General features: G+C 59.4%; 22 protein-coding genes and 1 tRNA gene. 20 read left to right on the forward strand and 3 right to left on the reverse strand.

The genetic code is table 11. From position 1 onward, the window contains the following. The first annotated feature begins 8 nt into the window (after positions 1 to 8). Positions 9 to 749, forward strand: coding sequence for a hypothetical protein (locus tag ACP7BZ_RS05955; protein ID WP_426111032.1), 741 nt, complete (start codon positions 9 to 11; stop codon positions 747 to 749). On the opposite strand, the gene ACP7BZ_RS05960 is transcribed toward ACP7BZ_RS05955, so the two are convergent. Next, positions 746 to 1,378, reverse strand: coding sequence for an HNH endonuclease (locus tag ACP7BZ_RS05960; RefSeq protein ID WP_426111034.1), 633 nt, complete (start codon positions 1,376 to 1,378; stop codon positions 746 to 748). The genes ACP7BZ_RS05955 and ACP7BZ_RS05960 overlap by 4 nt on opposite strands. Positions 1,379 to 1,460: 82 nt before the next feature. Here ACP7BZ_RS05960 and ACP7BZ_RS05965 point away from each other — a divergent pair, with 82 nt between their 5' ends. The 16 genes from ACP7BZ_RS05965 to ACP7BZ_RS06040 all read left to right on the forward strand — a co-directional run bounded on the left by ACP7BZ_RS05965 (position 1,461) and on the right by ACP7BZ_RS06040 (position 15,087). Then, complete coding sequence (locus ACP7BZ_RS05965) at positions 1,461 to 2,657, forward strand: P22 phage major capsid protein family protein (RefSeq protein ID WP_426111036.1); 1,197 nt, start codon at positions 1,461 to 1,463, stop codon at positions 2,655 to 2,657. A 43-nt stretch (positions 2,658 to 2,700) separates the two neighbouring features. Further along, the gene (locus ACP7BZ_RS05970) at positions 2,701 to 2,883 is read left to right on the forward strand and encodes a hypothetical protein (protein WP_426111038.1); all 183 of its coding nucleotides are present in this window, start codon (positions 2,701 to 2,703) and stop codon (positions 2,881 to 2,883) included. Then, complete coding sequence (locus tag ACP7BZ_RS05975; protein WP_426111040.1) at positions 2,883 to 3,563, forward strand: hypothetical protein; 681 nt, start codon at positions 2,883 to 2,885, stop codon at positions 3,561 to 3,563. Before ACP7BZ_RS05970 ends, ACP7BZ_RS05975 begins: the two co-directional genes overlap by 1 nt. After that, a complete protein-coding gene (locus ACP7BZ_RS05980; protein WP_426111042.1) occupies positions 3,563 to 4,981 on the forward strand; it encodes a hypothetical protein in 1,419 nt (472 codons plus the stop codon). Before ACP7BZ_RS05975 ends, ACP7BZ_RS05980 begins: the two co-directional genes overlap by 1 nt. Further along, positions 4,978 to 5,409, forward strand: coding sequence for a hypothetical protein (locus tag ACP7BZ_RS05985; RefSeq protein ID WP_426111044.1), 432 nt, complete (start codon positions 4,978 to 4,980; stop codon positions 5,407 to 5,409). Before ACP7BZ_RS05980 ends, ACP7BZ_RS05985 begins: the two co-directional genes overlap by 4 nt. Then, on the forward strand, positions 5,410 to 5,754 hold the full coding sequence (locus tag ACP7BZ_RS05990) for a hypothetical protein (RefSeq protein ID WP_426111046.1): 345 nt from the start codon (positions 5,410 to 5,412) through the stop codon (positions 5,752 to 5,754). Continuing rightward, the gene (locus ACP7BZ_RS05995; protein ID WP_426111048.1) at positions 5,754 to 6,218 is read left to right on the forward strand and encodes a hypothetical protein; all 465 of its coding nucleotides are present in this window, start codon (positions 5,754 to 5,756) and stop codon (positions 6,216 to 6,218) included. Before ACP7BZ_RS05990 ends, ACP7BZ_RS05995 begins: the two co-directional genes overlap by 1 nt. Further along, positions 6,215 to 7,009, forward strand: a complete 795-nt coding sequence (locus ACP7BZ_RS06000) for a hypothetical protein (RefSeq protein WP_426111050.1) — start codon at positions 6,215 to 6,217, stop codon at positions 7,007 to 7,009. Before ACP7BZ_RS05995 ends, ACP7BZ_RS06000 begins: the two co-directional genes overlap by 4 nt. 8 nt (positions 7,010 to 7,017) lie before the next feature. Beyond that, a complete protein-coding gene (locus ACP7BZ_RS06005) occupies positions 7,018 to 8,361 on the forward strand; it encodes a hypothetical protein (RefSeq protein WP_426111052.1) in 1,344 nt (447 codons plus the stop codon). Then, on the forward strand, positions 8,361 to 10,451 hold the full coding sequence (locus tag ACP7BZ_RS06010) for a hypothetical protein (protein WP_426111054.1): 2,091 nt from the start codon (positions 8,361 to 8,363) through the stop codon (positions 10,449 to 10,451). The genes ACP7BZ_RS06005 and ACP7BZ_RS06010 overlap by 1 nt, the downstream gene beginning before the upstream one ends. Before the next feature lie 184 nt (positions 10,452 to 10,635). Further along, positions 10,636 to 12,951, forward strand: coding sequence for a right-handed parallel beta-helix repeat-containing protein (locus ACP7BZ_RS06015; protein ID WP_426111056.1), 2,316 nt, complete (start codon positions 10,636 to 10,638; stop codon positions 12,949 to 12,951). Between the two features lie 20 nt (positions 12,952 to 12,971). Beyond that, positions 12,972 to 13,139, forward strand: coding sequence for a hypothetical protein (locus ACP7BZ_RS06020; protein ID WP_426111058.1), 168 nt, complete (start codon positions 12,972 to 12,974; stop codon positions 13,137 to 13,139). 14 nt (positions 13,140 to 13,153) lie between these two features. After that, complete coding sequence (locus tag ACP7BZ_RS06025; protein ID WP_426111060.1) at positions 13,154 to 13,552, forward strand: glycoside hydrolase family protein; 399 nt, start codon at positions 13,154 to 13,156, stop codon at positions 13,550 to 13,552. Then, positions 13,552 to 14,073, forward strand: coding sequence for a hypothetical protein (locus ACP7BZ_RS06030; RefSeq protein WP_426111062.1), 522 nt, complete (start codon positions 13,552 to 13,554; stop codon positions 14,071 to 14,073). Before ACP7BZ_RS06025 ends, ACP7BZ_RS06030 begins: the two co-directional genes overlap by 1 nt. A gap of 2 nt (positions 14,074 to 14,075) precedes the next feature. Then, a complete protein-coding gene (locus tag ACP7BZ_RS06035) occupies positions 14,076 to 14,327 on the forward strand; it encodes a hypothetical protein (RefSeq protein ID WP_426111064.1) in 252 nt (83 codons plus the stop codon). Beyond that, complete coding sequence (locus tag ACP7BZ_RS06040; RefSeq protein ID WP_426111066.1) at positions 14,320 to 15,087, forward strand: metallophosphoesterase; 768 nt, start codon at positions 14,320 to 14,322, stop codon at positions 15,085 to 15,087. Before ACP7BZ_RS06035 ends, ACP7BZ_RS06040 begins: the two co-directional genes overlap by 8 nt. A 580-nt stretch (positions 15,088 to 15,667) precedes the next feature. On the opposite strand, the gene ACP7BZ_RS06045 is transcribed toward ACP7BZ_RS06040, so the two are convergent. Together ACP7BZ_RS06045 and ACP7BZ_RS06050 are read right to left on the reverse strand one after the other, a co-directional pair. Then, a complete protein-coding gene (locus tag ACP7BZ_RS06045) occupies positions 15,668 to 16,672 on the reverse strand; it encodes a tyrosine-type recombinase/integrase (protein WP_426111068.1) in 1,005 nt (334 codons plus the stop codon). A gap of 130 nt (positions 16,673 to 16,802) precedes the next feature. Continuing rightward, positions 16,803 to 16,877, reverse strand: a tRNA-Arg gene (locus tag ACP7BZ_RS06050). A 251-nt stretch (positions 16,878 to 17,128) separates the two neighbouring features. Here ACP7BZ_RS06050 and ACP7BZ_RS06055 point away from each other — a divergent pair. The 3 genes from ACP7BZ_RS06055 to galE all read left to right on the forward strand — a co-directional run bounded on the left by ACP7BZ_RS06055 (position 17,129) and on the right by galE (position 20,925). Then, positions 17,129 to 19,030, forward strand: coding sequence for an ATP-binding cassette domain-containing protein (locus tag ACP7BZ_RS06055; RefSeq protein ID WP_426111070.1), 1,902 nt, complete (start codon positions 17,129 to 17,131; stop codon positions 19,028 to 19,030). A gap of 61 nt (positions 19,031 to 19,091) precedes the next feature. After that, entirely contained in the window at positions 19,092 to 19,784 is a 693-nt protein-coding gene (locus tag ACP7BZ_RS06060) for a CAAX prenyl protease-related protein (protein WP_426111072.1), read from the forward strand. A 142-nt stretch (positions 19,785 to 19,926) separates the two neighbouring features. Beyond that, entirely contained in the window at positions 19,927 to 20,925 is a 999-nt protein-coding gene (gene galE, locus ACP7BZ_RS06065) for a UDP-glucose 4-epimerase GalE (RefSeq protein ID WP_426111074.1), read from the forward strand. Positions 20,926 to 20,942: the final 17 nt, after the last annotated feature.

Genomic DNA, 20,942 nt, shown 5'->3' on the forward strand with positions numbered 1-20,942 from the left:
GTAAATCCATGACCCTAGAAACAGAAACTGCGACCCCGGCAGACGCGCAAGCGGAACAGGTGCAACAGGTCGAGCAAGTGATTGGCGAGGAAGCGACCACCGAGCAAGCGCAGGAAGAAACGCCAGAGCAGAAGGAGGAAGCGGCAAAGAAGGAGCCGTGGTTCCAGAAGCGCATCGGTGAATTGACCCGCGAGAAGTACGAAGCGAAACGGCAAGCTGACGCCACCGCGCAGGAAGCCCGCGAACTCCGCGAGCAGATCGCACGGTTTCAAGCCGGCGACCAATCAGAAGCAAATCCTAATGACGTGCGCTCGCTCGTCCAGCAGGAAGCGCAAAAGATGGTTGCTGAACAGTCGTTCAACGAGTCTTGCAACAGGGTTCACGCGCAGGGCGTCAAGGAGTTTCCCGACTTCGACGCGGCTCTCGCAAATCTTCACATGGTCGGCATGAACCGGGATTTCCTGGAACTCGCTACCACCAGTGATGCAGGGGCAAAGCTCCTTCACTACCTTGGCAACGACTTGGACGAGGCCGCACGCATTACCGCCCTTTCGCCCGTACAGATGGCCCGCGAATTGACCAAGCTGGAATACAAGCTCGGCCAGCCAGTCGCCGCCAAACCTGTCTCAAAAGCCCCCGCGCCAGTCAAGCCGATTGGCGCCAATGGAAGCACCGACACCGGTCTGCGCGACGACTTGCCGCTCGATGAGTGGCTACGCCGTCGCAACAAAGAACGTGGTCTCAACTAACTAGGAAACAGCATTCTGTAATTAGGGAAATTCTTTGATAGGCAGCGCTTACGCAGGCTGTGGGGTTTTTCTCCAAGCGCTCTACCGGCTTCGGAGAAGGACCTATATGCAATTCCATCCACTTCACATGCTGCGGCATTGGGGCTGTTCTCCTGCATCTTGAGGATAGCTTGCTCGCTATGAGTTTCGCCAACCTTACGGGGCGGCGGCTTACACCCGAGACGCAGAGAAGCTTCGCGCTGCTTCTGCTTAGTCTCATCCGATGCCGCTTTACCGGTCCTGTACTCACGCAATTTTTGCTTGGTCGCCTCAGTTCTCTGATAGCGGCCTGCGTGGTCGTGGTGCTCGGTCATGTGTTGCTTCGGCGTGACCCACGCAAGGTTGTCGGCTCGATTGTCGGCCTTGTCGTGGTTCAAGTGGTGGACGTGGTTTGCACCCTCCGGCTTCACCAGCCAGCAGGTCGCAACCATACGGTGGGCAAGTATTTTACCGCCGACATGCATATAGCCATCGAGCCTGATTGTTGGCTCGACAGGCTTCAAAAATCGAAGGAATTTTCCCTCGCGTGACACCGCATAAATGTGGCTGAAGAACCGGTATTCGGTTCCGGCTATGTAGGTGCTTGGCATGTGGGTTCCTCTCTGTGGTGGTGGGAGCATAGTAACAGAGGCTGGCGTAAGAAACAAACCTTTTAATTACCAAGGAATAGACATGGCCAATTCGATTCTCACCCCCACCGCAGTGACGCGCGAAGCCCTCGCCGTCCTGCATCAGAAACTCAACTTCATCGGCTCGATCAATCGCCAATACGATTCGTCGTTCGCCAAAGACGGCGCCAAGATTGGCGATTCGCTGAAAATCCGCCTGCCGAACGAGTACACCGTGCGCTCGGGCATCAACATGGCGACGCAGGACACCACCGAGCAATCGACCACGCTGCAAGTTGCCAGCGTCAAGGGTGTTGACCTGAACTTCAGTTCGCAAGACCTGACGATGTCGTTGCAGGATTTCAGCGCACGTATCATCCAGCCCGCAATGTCAGTGCTGGCCTCGACTATCGAAGCCGACGCCCTGTCTATGGCGAACGATGTGTACCAGGTCGTCAACAACATCGGCTCTGCCATGACCATGCGCGCAGCCCTGAACGCCCGCAAGCAACTGGTGGACGCACTGGCCCCCGGCGATGCCCGCACGCTGCTGCTGAACACGCAGGATAACGTGGACTTGGTGGATGCTCTCAAAGGTCTGTTCCAAGACGGCACGCAGATTTCGAAGCAGTACCGTGAAGGCAAGGTTGGCACCACCGCTGGCTTTGGCGACATCTTCGAGAACACCCTGCTGGGTTCCTCGCAGACCGGCACCGCTGCTGCCGCTACCGGCTACACCGTAAACGGCGCTGTGACCGCTAACGGCTCGTCCACTGTCGTGCTGGCGACTGGCGCAACCACGTTCAAGAAGGGCGATGTCATCACCTTTTCGACCACCAACCGCGTGCACCCCGAGACCAAGATTGACACGACTGCGCTGCAACAGTTCGTCGTGACCGCTGACTATGCAGGCGGTGCCGGTACGCTGTCGTTTGCCCCGGCAATCTACACCACCACCGGCCGTCAGAACGTCGTCGCAACCGGTATCGCCAACGGCGCCACCGTTGCCAAGGTCGGCACCGCGTCGGGCGTCTACAAGCCGTCGCTGGCCTTCCACAAGGATGCCTTCACGTTCGCCACCGCTGACTTGATCCTGCCAGAAGGCGTGGACTTCGCTGCCCGCGAGGTCATGGACGGTATCTCGATGTCGATGGTTCGTCAGTTCACCATCGCCGACCGCAGCTTCCCATGCCGTCTTGACGTTTTGTACGGATACCGCACTCTGCGCGCTCAACTTGCCTCGCGCATCCTGAGCAACTAAGCACCGCGCCCCGGCTCACGAGGCCGGGGCATTTGGAGGCTACATGCACCAAGAATTCCCCAAAGTTTTGTACCTTGCCGGCGATCCAGAGGGCAGCTATGTGCTTGCCGTCGACGCCGAGCAGGAAGACCGCGCCCGCACTGCTGGCTATGCCGCTGTTGGCGAGGTGTCAGCGCCAGAAGAAGCACAAGCCCGCCGCACTCGTGGCCCGAACAAGGCGAAATAATGACCACTGTTGCCACAATCATCGAACTCGCGCTAAAAGACTTGGGCATTGTTGGCGAAGGTCAGACCGCATCGGGCCAGACGCTTGACGATGCCTTGACCACGCTCGGGCAGATGCTCGCCATGTGGCAAGCCGATGGCCTGTATGTGTACGCCCAAAAGGTTATCAGTGTCCCACTGACTGGCCTTGCGTCGTATAGCATCGGTGAAGGCGGCGCAGTCAACGTGCAGCGCCCGAACAAAATTGACTCGGCAACGCTGGTCATGGACCAGAGCATCTACCCGGTCGAGTGCGTCAATTCGCTGACCGACTACGAGCGTATGCGCCGCGACAATGGCGCCACGCCTCGCGCAATCTACTACCTGCCGTCCTACCCGCTCGGCTCAGTCCAGCCAATCCCCGCCTCGATGGTGGGCGAACTGCGCATGGTGACGCGTATTGACCTGCCAGAGTACGCCGGCGCCACTGACGATATCGGCTTCCCGCCAGAATATGCCTTGGCGCTGCGCTATAGCCTCTGTGAGCATCTTTCGGCCACGTTTGGCACTCCACTGCGGACCGACATTCCGGCGCTTGCTGGGCGCTCTCGCAAGATCATCAAACGCAACAACGTCCGCATCCCGAAATCGCAGATGCCTGACGCTGTGATGCGCAACGGCTACTACCAGGGGCGCCGCTAATGCCCCGCGTGATCCTGCAAACGGCGTCGTATAGCTCGCGCTCGCTGATCGCCAGTGCGCAACGCTGTATCAATCTGTACGGCGAAACTAACCCTGTTGACGCATCCGCGCCAATGACGTTCTACGGTACGCCCGGGCGCAAGCTGTTCTCGACCATGCCCGGCACCGATGGCGTGCGCTGCCTGTTCCAGGCATCCAACGGCGAACTGTACGCAGTGCGCGGCGCTGTGCTGTATCGCTATGACGGTGCGGCATGGCTCACCACTGCCAGCCTAGCCAGTTACACCGGCCCGGTCTATGCGGCTGACAACGGAATCTCTGCGGTATTTGTAGATGGCACGACGACAGCGCCCACTGTGCTGTTGGCCGACCATACGACCGGCGTGATGTCGGGCGATGGCTGGTATGGATCGGACTTCGTGGAGTTCGCTAACGGCTTCTTCATCTTCAACAAGCCAAACAGCCAGCAGTTCTACATTACAGGCGCCTACGATCTAACCGTGGATGCGCTCGATTTTGCATCTTCGGAATCGCTGCCCGACAACATCGTGCGCCACATTCGTGACCATAACGACTTGATCCTGTTTAACGAGAAATCGACGGACGTTTACGGTGTAAGCGGCGCTGCCGACTTCCCGTTTTCGTTCCGCGATGGCTCGACAATGGAGATTGGCTGCGCTGCCAAGCACTCGCCGGTAAAGATGGACAACAGCGTTTTCTGGCTTGGCAACGACGAGCGCGGCGACGCGATGGTGTGGAAGATGCAGGGCTATCAGCCTCAGCGCGTCTCCACTCACGCGCTAGAGGAGGAAATGCGCACCTACGCGACCATCGCAGACGCGCAAGCCTACAGCTACCAGCAGGCCGGCCACTCCTTCTACGTGCTGACTTTCCCGACTGCCGGCAAGACGTGGGCATTCGATGCCGCCACGCAGCAATGGGCGGAGCGCGCATATCGCAGCGATACCAATCAGCTTGGCCGCGTGCGTGACAACTGCCATGCGTTCTATCAGCGCAAGCACCTGGTGGGCGATTGGGAGAACGGCAACGTGTATGAGCTTGACCTTGACACGTACCAGGACAACGGGGCGCCTATCACGCGCTTGAAATCGTTCCAGCACATGAGCGCGGACGGTGCGCGCCAGTTCTTCGACAAGCTAACGATCGATATGCAGGCGGCCACCGCGTCAAGTGCCGAGCCTGACCCGCAAGTCTATCTGCGCTGGTCCGATGACGGCGGCTTTACGTGGTCTGCGATGCTCACAGCGTCGGCTGGCAAGGCGGGCCAATACCTGCACAAGCCTAACTTTAACCGGCTCGGCATGGGGCGGGATCGCGTGTTTGAGGTATCGACCGCCGCTAACGCCAAGATCGCGTTTCAGGGCGCATTCATCGAAGCGCGCAAGGGTACGTCATGAGGCAGTCTGTCGCGTCACTTGATGAAGTGGCGATGTCTGCCATGGGCTTCGACCGGGTGACTATCGCCACCTTTCGCAACATTGTGCGCATCGTCGGCAAGGCGACAGACACTGCCACCGTGCCGGATATTGCCGCTGATGTGGACACGACCACTACCGCTGTGACGGCACTGCAACTGCTGGCCGTTGCGCTTCAACTGGCTGTCAAGGAGCTAGAGGCAGAGGGCGCCGACCTGCCACTACCCGCGCCTGACCGCGCATTGCAGCGCCGCGCCGACGAGCTACAGGCCGAGCTTGAGCGCGTCACGGTGGATAACGCCCGACTCGCTAGAGCCGTCGAAGAACTGCAAGCCGACCAGCAGCAAATCGGCATCGAACAGAACAGAATTTCCCGCCGCATCACCGATCTAGAAAACGGAGTCAACTAAATGGCAATGACCTATCAAAAGCTGTTCGAGCCGGTATTGCTCACCGCTACAGCCGCGACCATCTTTACTGTACCCACCGGCTCGGCCTCTACGCTGCTCAAGGGCGGCTTGGTGCGCCTGACCAATACCAGCGCCGCAGCGGTTGACGTAACGCTCTACACGGTGCCTCTGGCTGGCTCCAATGGCGTATCGAACAGCATGTTCCCAACGAAGTCTGTACCAGCCAAGGACTACATTGATGTACAGGTGCCGCAGATGAAGGCGGGCGATTTCCTGCAAGGATTTGCCGCGACTGCGGGCGTGGTCAACATTCAGCCGATTGCCGGCGCCTACTTTAGCTCGTAATGGTCATCAATCCTGTTGCGAACTACGGCGCCGGCCTGCCAGCGGCGACGCCAGCCATGCGGGCGCGCGTCGAGGCCATACAAGCCGAGATGGTCAAGCATCCTCAATACGAGCCAGAGACGACGCACACATTCCACGCCGGCATGTACTGCCGCCAAGTGTGGCGCGCTGCTGATGTGACGATCGTTGGCAAGGTCCACAAGTGCGAACACTTTTACTACGTGGTCAGCGGGACTGTCCTAATTACGACAGATGACGGTGTACAGCGCATCACCGGCCCACATCTGCTGTGCAGTAAGCCGGGGACTAAGCGCGCGGTCTACAGCGAGACAGACGCGCTCTGCGTGACATTCCACCGCACCGATGCAACGACGCTTGAGCAGGCCGAGGCCGAAATGATCGAGCCTGAGCCAGATAGCCAATTTTTGCTTGGCAATAAACTTAAAGTGAAGGAGCTAACATGACATTTGTTGCGGCAGCAATTGCAGGTAGTGCCCTTGTTGGCGCATACGTATCTTCTAAATCAGCCGGCAAAGCCGTTGACGCACAGACCAATGCCGCCAATCAAGCGGACGCTACCACGCGCGACCAGATGGCCGCACAGGAGCGCTTGGCAGCGCAGGCACGTACTGACAACGAGCCGTGGCGCCTCGCTGGTGGTGCGGCGCTCAATAAACTGGCAGCAGCGCCCGACTTTTCATTCAGTGGTGCCAATGTCGGCAGCGATCCCGGCTATCAGTTCGGCATGAGCGAGGGCATGAAAGGGCTGACTAACTCGGCCGCAGCGCGTGGCGGCCTGCTCTCTGGCGCCGCCCTGAAGGCTTCGACACGTTACGCGCAGGACTACGCCGGCACTAAGTTTAACGAGTCGTTCGGGCGAGCGCTGCAAACGGATACTGCCAACAAAAACCGCTTGCAATCGCTCGCCGGTATCGGGCAGACCGCAGTGGGGCAGAGCCAGCAGGCCGGGCAGACTCTCGGCGGGCAGTTGGGCGCGGGCAATCAGGCGATGGCACAGAATCAGTTAGGCGTCGGTAACGCTCGTGCATCTGGTTACCTTGCCAATGGAAATGCACTAACAGGAGCGCTTAACCAAGGCGTGAGCGCTTGGAATCAGTACAACGGTGGCACCCCACAAACTGACTATGGTGCCATTCGAAATAGTTCCAGTAGTTATCTTAGCCCTAATAACTATAACTATCAGCCCGGTACTCAGGCAATCAATGGTAATGCCCTTCAAACTGTGAACTGGTAAGGAAAAAAATGCCCATCGACACCAGCATTTACAACGCGCTTCTGCAAAAGCCGAAAAGCGTGCAGGAGTACGACAACGAAGCGCAAACCGCGCAGAGCAACCGGCTCACGCTGCAAATGAGTCAAGCCAAGATGGGCGAGTATCAGCGTGGCATCGCACAGGAAAACACGCTGGCCGATGCTTACCGCAACTCTGTGGGCGCTGATGGCTCTATGGACCGCAACAAGCTATACACCACGGTTGCATCATCGGGCTTAGGCGCAAAGCTGCCGGGCATCCAGAAGGGTTTCGCAGATACCGACAAGGCGCAGGGCGAGATCGCCAAGCAAAAGGTGGAACTGCTCGACGCCAAGCTCAAACAATCGCGCGCCATGCTCGACAGCGTAACCACACCTGAGCAATACCTTGCGTGGCATGAGGCAAACCACAAAGACCCGATCCTTGGCCCTGAGCTGGCATCGCGTGGCATTACGGCAGAGCAGGCGCGCGCGTCGATCATTCAGGGCACATCTACGCCCGAAGGCTTCCGCACGATGCTGCAAAAGTCTGCCCTCGGCATCGAGGAGTACACCAAGCAGAACAAGCCATCCGTCCATGTACAAAACCTTGGCGGCACTAGCCAAGTGATGTCTACGCCGGGCTTGGGTGGGGCGCCTACTATGTTGAGTAGTTCCGCGATCACGCAGAGCGCAGACAGCAAGGCATCCAATGCGCGCGCTGCTGCCGACTCTGCCGCCTCCCGTGCGCAGTCTGACAGTCATTTCAACATTGCCGAGAAGCGGGCGAACGATCAAGCCGCAGCAGGCAAAGTGCCAGCCGGCTACCGTGCGAACGCCGATGGCTCTATGTCGTTTATTCCAGGTGGCCCGGCTGATCCGGCAGCGGGCGGCGGCAAGGCGCCTACCGAGTTCCAAGGAAAGTCCGCTGCATTCGGCGCACGCGCTGAACAGGCCGACAAGCTTATCACCGGCTTGACTGGCAAATATAGTCCAAGCCGCGTGAACGCTAAAATGACAGCTGAGGACATGCCATTGATAGGCGGAATTGCTGGCTCTATGGCAAACGGCCTCATGAGTTCAAGTGAGCAGCAGGCGGAACAAGCACAGCGCGATTTCGTCAACGCTGTGCTGCGCCAAGAATCGGGCGCCGCCATTGGCGCAAGCGAGTTTGACAACGCGAAGAAGCAATACTTTCCACAGCCGAATGATGGCCCAGAAGTGATTGCGCAGAAGGCCGCAAACCGCAAGCTGGCTATCAAAGGCTTCCAGAACAACGCGGGCAAAGCTGCATTTTCAGCAGATAAACCGGCAGTGGCAGCGCTCCCTAGTGGCTGGTCTGTGGAGGTCCATTAATGCCGACATTCAAATTTACCAGCCCTGACGGCAAGCAGTACACCGTCAACGGGCCGGATGGCTCGACCGAGGCGCAGGCATTCCAGATGCTGCAATCGCAGATGGCCGCGCCAGCCCCGAAGCAGACGCCGGCTAAGCCATTTGGCGAGCAAATGAACGACGCTGTTAGCGATATTCCACGCGTGCTTGGCCGGACTGTGCGCGCTGGCTTGCAGGGCGTAGGCGGGATGGTCGATCTGGTCACGTCACCTATTCGCGGCGCTATGAATCTGCTTCCCGGCGTCAACATCAAGCCAGGTATGGGCCGTGTTGCGGCTGATGCGCTCGGCCTGCCAAAGCCGCGCCCCGGCATGGAAAGTGCCGTCGATTCGGCAGCTGAAATGCTCGCCGGCGCAGCACTCCCCATTACTGCGGGCGCAGGGCTGGCGCGCAATGCAACTGGTGTCGCGCAGGGCGTCGGCAAGGCGCTTGCTGCCAACCCATTGCAGCAACTCGTCTCTGCCGGCGCTGCGGGCGGGGCTGGCGGCTACGTGCGCGAGACTGGCGGTAACGATACCTCTCAGTTTCTAGCGTCAATGGCGGCTGGTGTGGCTGCGCCTATGGCGATGAACAAGCTGTCACAAGCAGCCGGCGCTGTGGGTCGCATGGGCGGACGTTCCGCGCCAGCACCGGCACAGATCGACATTCAAATCAGCAACGCATTGCAGCCAAGCGGCATGACCTTGGGCGACCTGCCGGAAGCTGTGCGCGCAGGAATGCGCAAGGACGTTGCCGACGCCTACAAGATTACTGGGCAGACTTCGCCCGATGCTATCCGCCGCTTGGCAGATTACCGCCTCGTGGGCGCAACCCCTACTGCTGGCGGCCTGACGCTTGACCCTGCCATCGTAACGCAGCAAAAGAACCTCGCCAAGCTGGGGATCAACAGTAGCGACGTAGCAGCACAGCGACTTGGGCAGACCGAGAACGCGAACAATCGTCTGCTGATCGGTGGCTTGAACGAGCTTGGCGCAGGAACGGCAGATACCGCTATCGTTGGCGGGCGTAAGGTGATGAATGCACTTTCTAACCGCAATGATGCCGCTAAGAGCCTAATTGATGCCCGATACACGGCCGCACGCGCAACCGATGGTCGCAGCGCAGCACTTGACCCGAGCGCATTTACTAATCGTGCAAACGACGCGCTCGACCAGGCGCTATTGGGTGGCAAGTTACCCGCAGACGTGCGCAACCTGCTGAACAAGGCGGCAACTGGGGATATGCCGCTGACTGTCGATACCGCCGAACAGTTCAAGGCACGCATTGGTGACTTGCAGCGCGCCTCTGCTGATGCAAGCGAACGCAAGGCGCTTGGCATGGTCCGTCAGGCTCTTGATGAGACCCCGCTAATTGATGGGCAGGGACAGGGCGCTATCGACGCATTCAACAAGGCGCGCGGCCTCAATCGCGCATGGATGGGCATTGTTGACAAGACGCCGGCGCTTCAAGCTGTGCGCGACGGGATCGAGCCTGATAAGTTTGTGCGGGACTTCATCGTAGGCGGCGGCACGAAGGCAAATGTCGCCGACATCGCCGCGCTTCGCCAGTCCGTCAAGGCTAGCCCCGAGGCTATGAAGGCGGTCAAAGAACAGATTGTGGCGCACCTGAAGGCTAAAGCACTGAACGGTGCTGCCGATGAGGTGGGCAACATGAGCCAATCAGCTTATGACAAGGCGCTCAAAGCGATTGGCGACGAGAAGCTTGCCATGTTCTTCGCACCGGCTGAAATCAACCAGATGAAGGCTATCGGCCGGGTTGCGAGCTATGAGCAGTTCCAACCGAAGGGCACCGCTGTAAACAACTCCAACTCAGCCGCAGCGGTCGGGAATATTTTTGACCGGATCGCCGGTAGCTCAATGCTTGGGAAAATACCATTCGGGAAAATGTTGCAGGAGCCGGCGCAAAACATCTCGCTTGGCATCAACTCAGGGCGCGCGCTAAGTGTGCCAAACGCCCTTACAGCAGCAGCGCAGCGGCAGGCAGTACCGCATGGGCTGGTGATGTCGCCGGCACTCTTGATGGGCAGCGACGACAAAAACCGCAAGAAATGATGCTATTTCTTGTCTCGCCCTAGCCATGCGGTAATTATCATCGCAATAAATGCGCCGGCCATGATTGGATCGACTCCCATTCTTCCCTCCTGTAAATAGCACTCAATTCTAGCCCACTTCTCACCAGGTGGGCTTTTTTACATCAACAGCCCGCCACGTTGCGGGCTTTTTCTTTGGGGCCTAAATGCCAACACCTTCCCTCATGCCGTCGCCACGCCAGGCATTCACTGATAGCAATGGCAAGCCCCTTGCCAATGGCATGGTTTTCACCTATGCAGCGGGCACCAGTACGCCGCTTGCTGCCTATCAAGATGCTGCCGGCCTGATCGCCCACGAAAACCCGATTCGCCTTGATGCACGCGGGGAGGCGACCGTTTATTTCATCGGAAACTACAAGATCGACGCTAAGACATCAGCAGGGCGGCAGTTGACCGGCTACCCGGTAGATAATTTCTCCGTTCCTGACTTGTCGGCAGCAGCGACAGCCCTTGGCGATTCGCTGTTAACTGGGACGGGCGCAGACCAGATTGGGTTTTTGCAGGACGGCTCAGGAGCGCAAGCGCGTGGCACCGGTGCCAAGGCGCGTGACCAGATCAGTATTCTAGACTTTATCCCGAAAGTGCAGCACGCCGCAATTCTTAACGGCACATCGACGTTCGATGCTACTACCTATGTGCAGCGTGCCATTGACCAAGCCGGATCACTGCGCCGCCTTGTATGGCTCGGCACGGTCTGCACTCGCCTGATCAGCAGCGGCGCTTCGGTCGACTGGTTGTTTGACTCCGGTGCCAAGATTAAGCAGGTGCCGGCCGTCTACATTGCAGGGTCGGCCCACGTATCGCTTACCGGCCCGAGGGTCCGCCTTGAGGGCTATACCGGCGATGGCAATCAAGCTGGCATGGCATCGGGGCAGGGTAGCAATGGCCTACTGGTGTCAGGCGTCAGTCCGACGCTGATCAATGTCATCTCGAACAACTACAACGGTCGCGGGTATGACTTCAACAGCGTGTCGACCGGCGCCCGCCGTGCGCTGCATATCGACTGCTCGTTTGACGACAATGCCGGCCTAGGCATGCAGACATCGCAAGCGGCGTTTGCCGACTTCATGGGCTGCACCTTCGACCGCAATGGCTACGGTTTCCAGAAAACGCGCGCGAACTATGCGGACATTTCGCACGGCTTCGTCGCTTTTGGTACGGCGCTACGCTACCGGAGCCACCACATCAATTTCAATACCTGCTGGGCGCGCGATAACGGGCGGGATGGCTTCAACGTGAACCAGGGCAGCTACGCCATCAGCTTTAACCAGTGTGTTGCACATGGTAACGATGACGGCGGATTTACGATTGCCAGCGATGCTACCAGCTCCGGCCTGCCGGGTGAAAGCGAAGCCTGCTATGACATTTCGTACATCGGCTGCGAGGCTTATAACAACTACTCGTCAGGCTTGGCGGCCTATCAGGCAACGCACAATCTTAAAGTCATTGGTGGCCGGTACTACAACAATCACCGCCTCGCTGGCAATCAAGCCGCTGCATCGTCCTACTATAACGGCATCTACATCGCCAACGGCTCCACCGGCCATAGCATCGATGCAGCTTGCTACGACGATCGCCAATACCGCGCAGTGACGGCCGTATCGGGTGGCGTGGTTACGGCTACCGGATGGGTACCTGGTGCAATGAATTCCTACCCTAAAGTGGGCGTATATCGCGGCACCGATGGCGTGTTCAAAGGGTATGGGAAAATCACGGCAGAGTCAGCCGGCAGCGTCACCATCACGCCGACGACTGTCGATGGCGTCGTGGTAGCAAACATCGTCTCCGGCGATTACATCACGCAAGCAGTCCAGCACAACGGCATTTTCTGCGACAACAACACGCAAGGGGCGATTGCTTGCGACGGCGCCGGCCACCGACCTGGTGCACAAGGTACGACCGGGTTTAATGTTTACTCGGGCGGCTTCACCTTTGGGCAAAACGTTGTGCTGCCGAAAGAGCGTACCTCCAACACTGAGTTGATGACCAATCCCGGCTTTGAAACTGACACGACCGGATGGACGTACAGCCTGCCCGGTGGCGGCACTCAGACATATCACACTGGCGTATATCGTCGCTCCGCTGGCTCACTACAACTCACCGCAGGTACGGGCCAAGCAGACGCCGATTGCTCGGTCATCAGTGGCGCATTGCAGGCTATGTTTGGGCAGTTTGTTGATGTCGGCATGTGGGTCTATGCCACTGGGCGGGGTGATGCCGAGTGCACGCTTTATTGGCTCGCTGGCGGTCCAAGCCTGACCACAAAGGTAATTCACCCAGGCGGCGGCTGGCGATACTTGCGCATAAGCGCGCAAATCCCAGGCAACAGCACGAGCGTGTTTCTTCGCCTATCTGTGCCCGCTGGTAAAACTGCGTGGTTCGACTCAGGCCGATTCCGCACCGTCGATGTAGCGATGGACCCTCGTGACTATACCTTCCCAACCCGCGCGCTCCCACTGTAAGCAGCTAACCGAAAGCAAATATGCCACTCGACCAAAATCAGCAAAAAGAGGCTGTCAAACAAGCCATCCGTGAGTGGATGGATGACGCCTTCACCACATTTGGGAAATGGACGTTTAAGGGGCTAATGGCCGCAGCGTTTGCCGGCTGCGTCTATCTCGCGCTCAAGGGCAATGGGTGGACGCGATGAACCGGGCAAAGCTCATGGCGCAACTGACCATTGACGAAGGCCGGCGCGACCGAGTTTACACAGATTCGGTGGGCAAATTAACGGTCGGCGTAGGCCGCAATATCTCGGACCGCGAATTCTCGCAAGACGAAATCGACTTGATGCTATCGAACGATATCGCCTTGGTGGAAGCCGACCTTGACCGCACGATGCCGTGGTGGCGAACGATGACCGAGGCGCGGCAGGGTGTGCTTGCCAACATGGCTTTCAACCTCGGAATCAGCCGCTTGGCTGGCTTTAAAAACACGCTGGCATACATGCAGGCGGGCCGCTACGACGCAGCCGCAGCGGGCATGTTGGACAGCCTATGGGCAAAGCAGGTAGGCGCACGCGCTGACCGGCTTGCCAAGATCATGCGCACAGGGGAATACTGATGGACTGGAAAGCACTCGTTGCAACCGTGGCGCCGTGGATCGGTACGGCATTAGGCGGGCCACTTGGCGGCGCTGCTGTCGGCGCGGTGGCTGACGCTCTTGGCTTGAGCGACAAGACCGAAGCCAGCATCAAGGCGGCGCTATCAGGTGTCACGCCTGAGCAGATGCTAGCCCTGAAAACTGCTGACCAAGCTTTCGCCATGAAGATACAGGAATTGGGCTATGCGAACGTGGAAAAGCTGGCGGCTCTCGCGGTGGACAATACCAAGGACGCGCGCGGGATGCAGGTGCAGACCCGCAGTCGTATTCCTGCCGTGCTGGCGGTCATCATCACTTGCGGCTTCTTCGGAATCCTCGTCGGCATGTTGCGGGGCGACCTCAACGCCACCGACAACCAGGCTCTGCTGATTATGCTTGGAGCGCTTGGGGCTGCATGGGGCGCCGTGGTCAACTTCTTCTTCGGCAGCACCGCAGAGAGTGGCCGCAAGACCGAATTGCTCGCGCAAGCGCCGGCTAAGTAGCCATGCGAACTAACTGCCTGTTCTTCGCCGTGCTGCTCTACCTGCGGCGCTGGCGAAGGGCGATCCGCCCCGGCATCTTCGCGCGCAAGTCCGATTCTGGCTGGTTCCCGCACTTCGTCTATCAGGAGACGCGCGCCGGCCGCATACGTCAGATCAGCTACAAGCCACTTCACCCGACCGCACGCACTTGCCCGCCTCCAATCTTTCTCGGCTCCGCACGATGGGGCGACAAAATTAAAGGACCGCATGACTAAGATTCTTTTCATCCCTGACAGCCAAGTTAAGCCGGGCGATGATTTCGAGTTCCTGCGCTGTATTGGCCGCTACATCGTGGAAAAGCAGCCGGATATCATCGTCCACGCCGGCGACTTCGCGGATATGGAAAGCCTGAGCAGCTATGACAAGGGCAAACGGTCCTACGAGGGGCGGCGCTACAAAGCCGACATTCAAGCCGCACATGAGGGCATGGAAGCGCTACTAGGCCCGCTGCGTGAGCATAACGAGCGGCGCATACAGAGCAAGAAGCGCCCGTATCGCCCGCGCATGGTCCTGACGCTGGGAAACCATGAACACCGGATCAATCGCACGGTGAACGACGAGCCTTTGCTTGATGGCACGATTTCCACCGACGATCTGAACTATGAGGGCTACGGGTGGGAGGTCTATCCGTTCCTAGAGGTCGTCGTGATTGAGGGTATCGCCTTCAGCCACTACTTCACCACAGGCGCAATGGGCCGGCCCGCGTCAACTTCTGCTGCTATGCTCAACAAAAAGCACATGAGCTGTATCGCCGGCCATCAGCAGGGCAGGCAGTCATCGACCGGCGTCAAAGCAGATGGTCGCCAGATCACCGCCATCATTGCCGGTTCCTGCTACGAACACGCTGAGGACTATCTCGGGCCACAGGGTAACAAGCACTGGCACGGCATCATTATGCTACACAACGTAGTCGATGGGGAATTCGATGAAATGTTTGCTCCGTTGAGCTACATCAAGCAGAAGTACGCAGCATGACCGCCTGTCCCTGCGGCTCGACGCCCACGCTCACCGAGTCAGTGCAGCCCGGCATACGCATCATGCGCCTAGAGTGCGCCTGCGGGCGTCATGGGGCGACGCTGATGTACACGCGACCGGATGACCGTGCGAGGATGGCGCAGGCGGCGTGGGATGGGTGGCGGCTCACTATGGGGCTATAACAGTATACCCATGTGATTCTAGCAGCGACTTTGCGGCGCTAATTCTTGAAGCCATTTGCGCTTTTTGCGTCTGCGCACGACGCTCAGCCAGCGTCATTGCATCACGGCGAGGCGGCACATACTCTTTCTTGCCTATACGGTAATGATGCACGACTAGCTTGGCGTAGCGGTCCCCGCTGTCAGGGTTCGGGCCATCAAACACCTCAACCGCGCCAGACTCTAGCAAGCGTTCGCGTGTTAGCCCATTGAGCGTATGTCCTGCGGCCCTTATCTGATTCAGTGTTGCTGGGCCATTGGAAGCCAAGAAGGCTAGCAGCTTGTCTATCTTTGTCTCCCGCATTACTTCAATCTCCACTTGTTGTAAAGTTCCAGCCCGGTGGTGCCGGCCACCACGCCAATCATAGACGTTTAGCTATCTCAGCCGCTGTCTCATTGTAATAAATCTGCAAGTTCTTCAAGTCTCGATGCCCCACCATCCGCGCCAGTTCCAGCACGTTAAGCTTGCGCGCCAGCCGCGTGATTGCCTCGTGCCTGGTATCGTGAAACGTCAGGTCGCCCACTAGCGCCTGATCACGCCCCTTGCGAAAGAGCGCGTCTAGCCTGCTAGGCGTCAGCCCAAAATACAGCGGGCCGGTATCGGGTAGCTGCGCCAGCAGTTCCAGCGCACGCCCTGACAGCGGGACATCGCGCTTCGTGCCGTTCTTCGTCATGGGGAGATGGGCCACACTCCCCACCACTAGCGCCCGGGTAAGCGCACATATCTCCCCAGCACGCATGGCTGTCTCAAGCGCAAACAAGAAGGCGACTGCCACGAGGTCCGACTTCGTGCGCACCGCGCCGGCATAGCCCAGCGCCTGCAAAATGTTCTTGATATCGTCATCACTGAACCGCTTATCACGCGCGGCAGGGGAGGCTGGCCGGCTGACATCGCTGATCGGGTTGGCGGCTATCCACTTCCATTCCCGGCGTGCCGTGGTGAAAACATGCGATAGCAGGGCCAGATCACGGTTGATTGTTGAGCCAAGGACCGGATCACGGACTTTTGCCACGCCGGCAAGGCATGTGTCGCGCCACTTTGCTATGACATCAGAGGTCACATCACATAGGCGCATCTTCCCCAGCGCGGTATCGCCCGCCATGTTCTGCGCCAAGAATGCCAGCCGCGTTCGCTCCCATGCTGCGCCCCTCTTGCGAGGCGAAACCGTTTCTAAATAGCGGTCGAAGGCATCTTGCACCGTCTTGCCTGTGTCGATGCCGGTCTGTACGATCCGCCGCATCTGCGCCTCGCGCTCGACTGCCCACGCTTGCGCCTCCGCCTTGGTCGCCCTAACAGCAGAGTCGCGCTGTCCCTTTACCGATATCTGGACGCGCCAGCCGGTCTTTTGCTTCGTGATTGATGCCATGTATTCTCCCGTGGGGAGATTGTAGGGGAGGGAATGGGGAGTCGCTACAGATTAAACGTGTTGATATGTATTTTTTTATCCTAGCTCCCATAGGGGAGCTAGATATATATCAACACTAAAAACGACTACATGGTCCCCCCGACAAGAATCGAACTTGTATCCCACGCTTAGGAGGCATGTGCACTATCCATTGTGCTACGGGGAGGACGCGGTCGCTGATGGCGGAGCCGGCAGCGCAGCAGGGCAAGCCTGCAATTGGTCGATCGCGACGGCGCGCGGCCGTCCGGTGTCGTCAATCGCGCTCATTATAGCCGACCTTTCCTGCCTTTCGGCACTTGGGCGGCCGCACCCGGTACAATGCGCACTTCGATAAACGCACTTGGATCAACCCCTGCGCTCGCGCAGCCTGTCACGGTTCCCCCGCTGACAGCGTCGCGCGCCCAGGCACCTCATACTATGGCAGTCATTTCCCTCTCGTCGGCGCAACTTGCGTTCGGCCACGTCGCCTTGCTCGATCACGCCGAGTTTTCCCTCGAAACCGGCGAGCGTGTCGGCCTGATCGGTCGTAACGGTACCGGCAAGTCGTCCTTGCTCAAAACAATCTCTGGCAAATTCAAGCTCGACGATGGCTTGCTGGTGATGCAGCAAAACATCAAGATCGCCTACGTCGAGCAGGAACCGACCTTCGACCCGGCCAGTTCGGTGTTCGACGCCGTCGCCGCCGGTATGGGCGAGCAGGCCGCCTGGCTGGCCGAGTACGAGGCCCTGACCGGCCAGTTCGGTCAGGGCGACGATGATGCCTTGATGGAGAAAATGCACGACCTGCAAGTCAAGCTCGATGCCAGCGATGGCTGGAGCATGCAAAACAAGGTCGATACCACCCTCGACCGCCTGAGCCTGGCCGGTGAATCGCTGATGGGTACGCTCTCGGGCGGTATGCAAAAGCGCGTGGCGCTGGCGGTGGCGCTGGTGTCGGCGCCCGACGTCTTGCTGCTCGATGAGCCCACCAACCACCTCGATTTCCGCTCCATCATGTGGCTCGAATCGCTGCTGCGTGATTTTAAAGGCTCGGTACTGTTCATTACCCACGATCGCAGCTTCCTCGACAACGTCGCCACCCGCATCATCGAACTCGATCGCGGCAAGCTGCTGTCGTATCCGGGCAATTTCTCGGCCTACCAGACCCGCAAGGCCGAGCAGCTGGAGATCGAAGAAGTCGAAGCGGCCAAGTTCGACAAGTTTTTGGCGCAGGAAGAAGTGTGGATCCGCAAGGGCGTCAAGGCGCGCCGCGTGCGTGACGAAGGCCGCGTGCGCCGCCTCGAAGCACTGCGGGCGCAACGTGCCGTGCGCCGCGACCAGCAGGGCCAGGTCAACCTGGTGGTGACCTCGGGCGACCGCTCCGGCAAGATCGTGGCGGACCTGGAAAACGTCTGCAAGCGCTACGGCGACAAGGTAATCGTCGATAATTTCAGCGGCACCATTTTACGGGGCGACAAGGTCGGCCTGATCGGTGCCAACGGCGCCGGCAAGACCACCCTGCTCAAGATGATCCTGGGCGAAGAAACGCCCGACAGCGGCAAGGCCAAACTGGGCACCAAGCTGCAGGTGGCGTATTTCGACCAGATGCGCGCCCAGCTCGATGAAGAAGCGAGCCTGATGGAAACCATCGCCCCAGGCAGCGACTGGGTCGAGATCAATGGCGCCAAGAAGCACGTGATGAGCTATCTGAACGACTTCCTGTTCGCGCCCGAGCGCGCCCGTTCGCCCGTCAAGTCGCTCTCTGGTGGCGAGCGCAACCGCCTGCTGCTGGCGCGCCTGTTCGCCAAGCCAGCCAACTGCCTGGTGCTCGACGAGCCGACCAACGACCTCGACATCGATACCCTCGAGCTGCTCGAAGAGCTGCTCGAAGAGTACACCGGCACCGTGTTCCTGGTCAGCCACGACCGCACCTTCCTCGACAACGTCGTCACCCAGGTCATCGTTGCCGAAGGCGAGGGCATGTGGCGCGAATTCGTCGGCGGCTATACCGACTGGGAGCGCGTCAAGGCGCAAATGCCGGCGGCCGCCAAGGCCGTTGCAGCAAAAGCGGCGCCGGCTGCCGCGGCTGCCAAGGAGGCCGTCAAAAAGGTCAAGCTGAGCTACAAGGAACAGCGCGAACTGGAAGAGCTGCCGCTCCTCATTGCCAGCCTGGAAGACGAACAGTCGGCCATCACGCTGCAATTAAATGGTCCTGATTTCTACAAAACCAATCCGGCCGACGCCCGCCGGATTAACGAACGCTTCGCCCAGATCGATGAACTCTTGATCGATGCGCTGGAAAAATGGGAAATCATCGAAAAGCGCTCGAAAGGTGATTGATTTTTAAAGCAGGGTAGCGCCATTGCAGGGACGGCTGGCCGTCCCTTTTTTTAAAGGTCCCATGAAGCCTGTCACCACCGTGCCTTCACGCTGGCCGCGCGCCGCCGTCGCCCGCTGCCTGCCGTTCCTGATCTACATGGCATTTCTCGCCCTCAACGAGCTGCTGGCCAGGCTCGGCTGGAGCGCCGCGGACACCCGCTGGCTGTACGCGGTGCGGGTCGGCGCGGTGCTCGCCGCGCTGGCGCTGTGCTGGCGCGATTATGACGAGCTGCAGCGCTGGGATCTGACGCTGCCGGCAACCCTGTGCGCCAGCGCCGCTGGCATCGTGGTGCTGGTGCTGTGGCTGAACCTGGGCGCCGGCTGGATGACCATCGGTAGCGCCGCCGGCTTTGATCCCAGCGCTGCCGATGGCCACATCGACTGGCCGCTGGCAGCGGTGCGCATCGGCGGCGCCGCCCTGGTGGTACCCGTCATGGAAGAACTGTTCTGGCGCAGCTTCGTCATGCGCTGGCTCGACCATCCACGCTTTACCACCATCGACCCGGGCGCCGTCAGCGTGCGCGCGATTGCCATCAGCGCATTGCTGTTCGGCTTTGAGCACAACCTGTGGCTGGCCGGCATCGTCGCCGGGCTGGTCTACGCCGTTCTGTATCGCTGGCAGCGCTCGCTGTGGGCGGCTGTGCTGGCCCATGCCGTGACCAATGGCCTGCTCGGTGTCTATGTGGTGGCCACCGCCAGCTGGCAGTACTGGTAAGGCCGGGCGGACGCCCATTTTGGCGCCAACGCATTACAATAATCCTTCTTGCAACATTTCGCACGCTGTCAAGCAGCCCGCAGCCCGCCCGCGGTCAGCACGCCGCGGTGTTTCCACAGCTTTTTTTTATGAGCGCTCTCACATGAATATTCTCGTTACCGGCGGCATGGGTTACATCGGTTCGCACACCTGCGTCGAATTACTGCAGGCCGGCCACACCGTGGTCATTCTCGATAATCTGTGCAACAGCAGTGCCGCCGTCCAGCAGCGCATCGAGCACATCGCCGGCAAGCCGACGCTGTTCGTCAACGCCGACATCCGCGACCGCGCCGCCGTCGAAGCGGTTTTTCGCGCACACCAGATCGACGCCGTGATCCACTTTGCCGGTCTGAAGGCGGTCGGTGAATCGGTCGAGCAACCGCTGCGCTACTACGACAACAACGTCACTGGTGCCATCGTGCTGTTCGAGACCATGCAACAGTTCGGCGTGCAAACGCTGGTGTTCAGTTCGTCAGCGACCGTGTATGGCGACCCCGCTTCAGTCCCCATCACCGAAGAGTTTCCCCTGTCGGCCACCAATGCCTACGGCCGCAGCAAGCTGATGATCGAAGAGATGCTGCGTGACCTGGCGCGCGCGCAGCCGTCGTGGCGCATTGCGCTGCTGCGGTATTTCAATCCGGTGGGCGCCCATGAAAGTGGCCTGATCGGCGAAACCCCGAACGGCATTCCCAACAACCTGGTGCCGTATGTGGCCCAGGTCGCCCATGGCCAGCGCGCCGCACTGTCCGTGTATGGCGACGACTACCCGACGCCGGACGGCACCGGCATGCGCGATTACATCCACGTGGTCGATCTGGCCATCGGCCACGTCAAGACGCTGGCCAAGCTGGCGACAGGCCCAGGCGTGCTTACGTACAATCTGGGCACGGGCCGCGGCGTGAGCGTGCTGGAGATGGTCAAGGCGTTCGAGCAAGCCTGCGGCAAGCCGATCGCCTACCGTATCGTCGCGCGCCGTCCCGGCGATATCGCCAAGTGCTATGCCGACCCCAGCCGAGCGCGCGATGAGCTGGGCTGGACTGCCGAACGCGATATCGCGCAGATGTGCGCCGATTCATGGCGTTACCAGTCGATGGAAAAATAATGTAACTATGAAGGAGT

The sequence above is a fragment of the Massilia sp. PWRC2 genome, from assembly GCF_049896725.1.
Lineage (GTDB): Bacteria > Pseudomonadota > Gammaproteobacteria > Burkholderiales > Burkholderiaceae_D > JAFCUW01.

What these genes read in the sequence shown, in the direction of transcription:
- ACP7BZ_RS05955 (WP_426111032.1), top strand. Translation starts at nt 9, where the DNA reads ATGACCCTAGAAACAGAAACTGCGACCCCGGCAGACGCGCAAGCGGAA.
- ACP7BZ_RS05960 (WP_426111034.1), bottom strand. Translation starts at nt 1,378, where the DNA reads ATGCCAAGCACCTACATAGCCGGAACCGAATACCGGTTCTTCAGCCAC.
- ACP7BZ_RS05965 (WP_426111036.1), top strand. Translation starts at nt 1,461, where the DNA reads ATGGCCAATTCGATTCTCACCCCCACCGCAGTGACGCGCGAAGCCCTC.
- ACP7BZ_RS05970 (WP_426111038.1), top strand. Translation starts at nt 2,701, where the DNA reads ATGCACCAAGAATTCCCCAAAGTTTTGTACCTTGCCGGCGATCCAGAG.
- ACP7BZ_RS05975 (WP_426111040.1), top strand. Translation starts at nt 2,883, where the DNA reads ATGACCACTGTTGCCACAATCATCGAACTCGCGCTAAAAGACTTGGGC.
- ACP7BZ_RS05980 (WP_426111042.1), top strand. Translation starts at nt 3,563, where the DNA reads ATGCCCCGCGTGATCCTGCAAACGGCGTCGTATAGCTCGCGCTCGCTG.
- ACP7BZ_RS05985 (WP_426111044.1), top strand. Translation starts at nt 4,978, where the DNA reads ATGAGGCAGTCTGTCGCGTCACTTGATGAAGTGGCGATGTCTGCCATG.
- ACP7BZ_RS05990 (WP_426111046.1), top strand. Translation starts at nt 5,410, where the DNA reads ATGGCAATGACCTATCAAAAGCTGTTCGAGCCGGTATTGCTCACCGCT.
- ACP7BZ_RS05995 (WP_426111048.1), top strand. Translation starts at nt 5,754, where the DNA reads ATGGTCATCAATCCTGTTGCGAACTACGGCGCCGGCCTGCCAGCGGCG.
- ACP7BZ_RS06000 (WP_426111050.1), top strand. Translation starts at nt 6,215, where the DNA reads ATGACATTTGTTGCGGCAGCAATTGCAGGTAGTGCCCTTGTTGGCGCA.
- ACP7BZ_RS06005 (WP_426111052.1), top strand. Translation starts at nt 7,018, where the DNA reads ATGCCCATCGACACCAGCATTTACAACGCGCTTCTGCAAAAGCCGAAA.
- ACP7BZ_RS06010 (WP_426111054.1), top strand. Translation starts at nt 8,361, where the DNA reads ATGCCGACATTCAAATTTACCAGCCCTGACGGCAAGCAGTACACCGTC.
- ACP7BZ_RS06015 (WP_426111056.1), top strand. Translation starts at nt 10,636, where the DNA reads ATGCCAACACCTTCCCTCATGCCGTCGCCACGCCAGGCATTCACTGAT.
- ACP7BZ_RS06020 (WP_426111058.1), top strand. Translation starts at nt 12,972, where the DNA reads ATGCCACTCGACCAAAATCAGCAAAAAGAGGCTGTCAAACAAGCCATC.
- ACP7BZ_RS06025 (WP_426111060.1), top strand. Translation starts at nt 13,154, where the DNA reads ATGGCGCAACTGACCATTGACGAAGGCCGGCGCGACCGAGTTTACACA.
- ACP7BZ_RS06030 (WP_426111062.1), top strand. Translation starts at nt 13,552, where the DNA reads ATGGACTGGAAAGCACTCGTTGCAACCGTGGCGCCGTGGATCGGTACG.
- ACP7BZ_RS06035 (WP_426111064.1), top strand. Translation starts at nt 14,076, where the DNA reads ATGCGAACTAACTGCCTGTTCTTCGCCGTGCTGCTCTACCTGCGGCGC.
- ACP7BZ_RS06040 (WP_426111066.1), top strand. Translation starts at nt 14,320, where the DNA reads ATGACTAAGATTCTTTTCATCCCTGACAGCCAAGTTAAGCCGGGCGAT.
- ACP7BZ_RS06045 (WP_426111068.1), bottom strand. Translation starts at nt 16,672, where the DNA reads ATGGCATCAATCACGAAGCAAAAGACCGGCTGGCGCGTCCAGATATCG.
- ACP7BZ_RS06055 (WP_426111070.1), top strand. Translation starts at nt 17,129, where the DNA reads ATGGCAGTCATTTCCCTCTCGTCGGCGCAACTTGCGTTCGGCCACGTC.
- ACP7BZ_RS06060 (WP_426111072.1), top strand. Translation starts at nt 19,092, where the DNA reads ATGAAGCCTGTCACCACCGTGCCTTCACGCTGGCCGCGCGCCGCCGTC.
- galE (WP_426111074.1), top strand. Translation starts at nt 19,927, where the DNA reads ATGAATATTCTCGTTACCGGCGGCATGGGTTACATCGGTTCGCACACC.